The organism is Siphonobacter sp. BAB-5405, from assembly GCF_002872335.1.
Lineage (GTDB): Bacteria > Bacteroidota > Bacteroidia > Cytophagales > Spirosomataceae > Siphonobacter.
Genome location: NZ_NJAG01000098.1, coordinates 1 through 3,064 on the forward strand (window position 1 = coordinate 1; position 3,064 = coordinate 3,064).

A 3,064-nucleotide genomic window follows, 5' to 3' on the forward strand; every position below is an offset into this window, starting at 1 on the left:
GATTTTTATTAAATGCTCTTGAAACTCCGTACGCTTTTTTATAGGATTAAACAATTATTTACGACCAACGCTCGGCGACAAAACGTCTAGGATTTACTATGGCAGGAGGTAACTGTAAAAGAGAAACAGTATAGGCATGTGGTCAAAACTTGTAGCCCTCTAATCAGTAATTTAGATTCAACTCAACGATACGTTTTTTCTTTTTATTCTATATAGAAGGTGTTTTACTAATTTTCCATTGTGATCTTTTTATACCTACTATGGTTGATTTGAAACAGATTCGCGTAATGGAGACTAGTGTTAAGGCTCCATAGTAGTCTTGACGTTACGACTTTATTAGCTTATCATAACGTTTGATTCTACAACAGGTTTAAAGTATGAAATCTTGTTAACCGAACATGCCTTTAATAGATAATATAGTAAGACGTACCTTTAGCCTTTCACCAACCTGATTAGTAAATAATGCGAATTCCGTTCTCCAGCCTTTTGCTGCTGGCTTTCCTTTTTGCTTCCTGTAAGACACCTTTCTCGGAAATTGAAGATCGAGCGTACACTTCCTTTACTATTGTGAACGAAACCTCTGAATTAATTCCTCGCCTAGCCATACGCTTACAAGATGAAGATAAGAATATCAAATATGATTCGCTGCTGATTGCTCCCTTAGTAGCTCATGATAGTATTATTCTTCGTTACAATTCACAATATCTTTCTTCAGATCGAACTGTTGGTTGTAGGCTTTATACCTGGAAAAGTGACTGTGAGCCAAGTCTAGTTTCCGTTAGTGACGGCTTTTCAAGAACTTTGGCCTACAACATTCGCTATGTCATAAAAGCCGATACTATTTTAAAGAATTGGGTTAAAAAAGACCTCTAGTTATGCCTTCCTATGCTACGATACTTTCTTACTGCTATTTTATTAATACTGTTTAGCCCTTTTATTCATGCACAGTTATCGATTGAGCATGGGCCCCTATGGAGTAAAGCATCAATTGTAAATCCACATCACTACCAATCAAAAAAACAATGGGGCTCGGGCATACAGACTGGTTTTTGGTTAGGATTTGACCATGGTAAACCGACCCAGCTTCGTATAGGAGCCCTTTGGGGTTACCGCCGAACGTATTTTACTCGTTATTATCCTGAATATACCATTGAACCACTATCTGCCGAAGTAAGCCGAAGAGAAAACTTCTTCACTTTAGTAGCTTTATTAGAACAGCGGCTTATTCGGTTTAATCCCTTTGAATGGACTGTCAGTGGAGCCCTGGGAGCCGAGTTTCCGGGCTCGAGTAGTTGGTGCAACCTGGAGGAGCGATGCCTGGAGGTAGCCAAGGAAGATCTCTATTCCCAACAATCAAGGCTACCGTGCAGTTTCGGACAGGCGTTCTTTACCATCCCACGCCTCGGTTAAGTGTCGGACTGGAAGCGATCTATGGTACCCCCCTAAGCCTAGTTTTACCCGAATTAATGATAAGTACGTCCCCCAAACGCTAGGTTTAAACCTGAAAGCTAATTACTACATAGGTCGGTTGAGAATTCCAGAGGCAAAAAGGGAAAATTGACCTTTCAGGGTTTTACTCAACATACAAACACTTATATAACAGCCTAGTATACACACGTTAACTAATAAATCGAATCAACCTTTATGAAGCATTTCTTATTACTTCTTTTGTTGTCGAGCTTATTGTCGTGCTCTGACAAATCCAGAGAAAACGTGGACCCTGCCTATGAGTACGAGATCAACGAGCGTTCTCTCATACTCAAGGATTTATTCGATGATCCTGAACCTTACACTGTTGAATTTTACAAAGCTGATAGAAATACTACTTCTCCAAGGCTAATAATCCGTTGTCTAAACACAGAAGTAGACATGAGAAAGCCCTATGCGATGGCGAAGGATAGTTCCTTCCACGTTTACTACTGGAGAGGATATACTTTTGACCGAGATAATGACTTGATGAAGATCTACTTTTCACCCGAATCAAAGTAAAAGGCCGTTATAACCTTTTACAAACGACCATATAAGACATATAAAATTTCTGTCCAAGCCTTTTTAAGCGGAAATTTTACCAGTCAGAGGCATTCATGATTCTTTCAAACACCGATCTGGCTACAACTCCAGCCCCTTCTATCTAGCCAGGCAGCTAGTGGCTGTCTTTGTCCCACACAGCCATAGTTTTACCATCAAAATAAGGCTTTGCGAATGGGCGTGCCGGGGATGACGAATGACTGGATTTCCCGCCAGCAATAGGTTTAAGAGCTTTCAACTAGCTTTCCTCTCCTGGACAACCCCGCCTTACTTTTCGGCCATTACCGGGACTATGACCGCATCCCCTTTTACGCTAAACTGATACACTCCGGCTTTTTTATCCCATTGTTTGACGACGGGTACGATCCGCGTCCGACGGGGGCCGACTTTCTCGGATGAGTTATGAATGTGGTACACGTAATATAATTGCTTGTCGATTCCTTCAAACAAATCCCCATGGCCGGAGCCATTTTCGCCAACGATCGATCGATGAATGATCGGGTTATTTTTATACTTTACCCAAGGCCCGTAAGGCGAATCGGCTACCGCATAGCCAATCGCATAATCAATATTATGAAAATGGTTGGCCGAATAAAACAGGTAATACTTATTCTTCAATTTTATCACCGTAGGCCCTTCCATGATGGGTGCTGATTGATACTTAGGCGTTGCCTCCCAGGGCTCGGTCTGATTAAAACATCGTTTCAGGGTTTCGGCTTTGATGGTTCCGGTTTCAGGTCGAACTCGGCCACATACAGGTAATTCCCCTGATCAAAGCGTACGCTGTAGAGGTAGTATTTCCCATCGGTATCCTTAAAAATATAGGAATCGATATTTTTCTCAGAGCCATCAATCGGGCCCACTTCTTTTTGTCGGTAAGGACCCAATAATGATGTTGACTGGGCCAATACGGTTTGTTCATCGGCGGTATACGTCAGATAATACAGGCCCTGTTCGCTGAATAGTTGGGGTGCCCAGAAGCCCTTGCTGCCGAACGTATGGTCGCCTTTAGTCAGGATCATACCCAGCGAATCCG

The 3,064-nt window shown here is 42.1% G+C and carries 1 protein-coding gene and 1 pseudogene; one reads left to right on the forward strand and one right to left on the reverse strand.

What is annotated here, in order from left to right:
* Positions 1-462: 462 nt before the first annotated feature.
* Positions 463-873 (forward strand): hypothetical protein, encoded by a 411-nt coding sequence (locus BWI97_RS25950; RefSeq protein ID WP_102203388.1) that lies wholly within the window; start codon positions 463-465, stop codon positions 871-873.
* A gap of 1,422 nt (positions 874-2,295) precedes the next feature.
* On the opposite strand, the pseudogene BWI97_RS29385 reads toward BWI97_RS25950, so the two are convergent.
* A pseudogene (locus BWI97_RS29385) lies at positions 2,296-3,050 on the reverse strand (glycoside hydrolase family 43 protein).
* Positions 3,051-3,064 lie beyond the last annotated feature (14 nt).

What these genes read in the sequence shown, in the direction of transcription:
- BWI97_RS25950 (WP_102203388.1), top strand. Translation starts at nt 463, where the DNA reads ATGCGAATTCCGTTCTCCAGCCTTTTGCTGCTGGCTTTCCTTTTTGCT.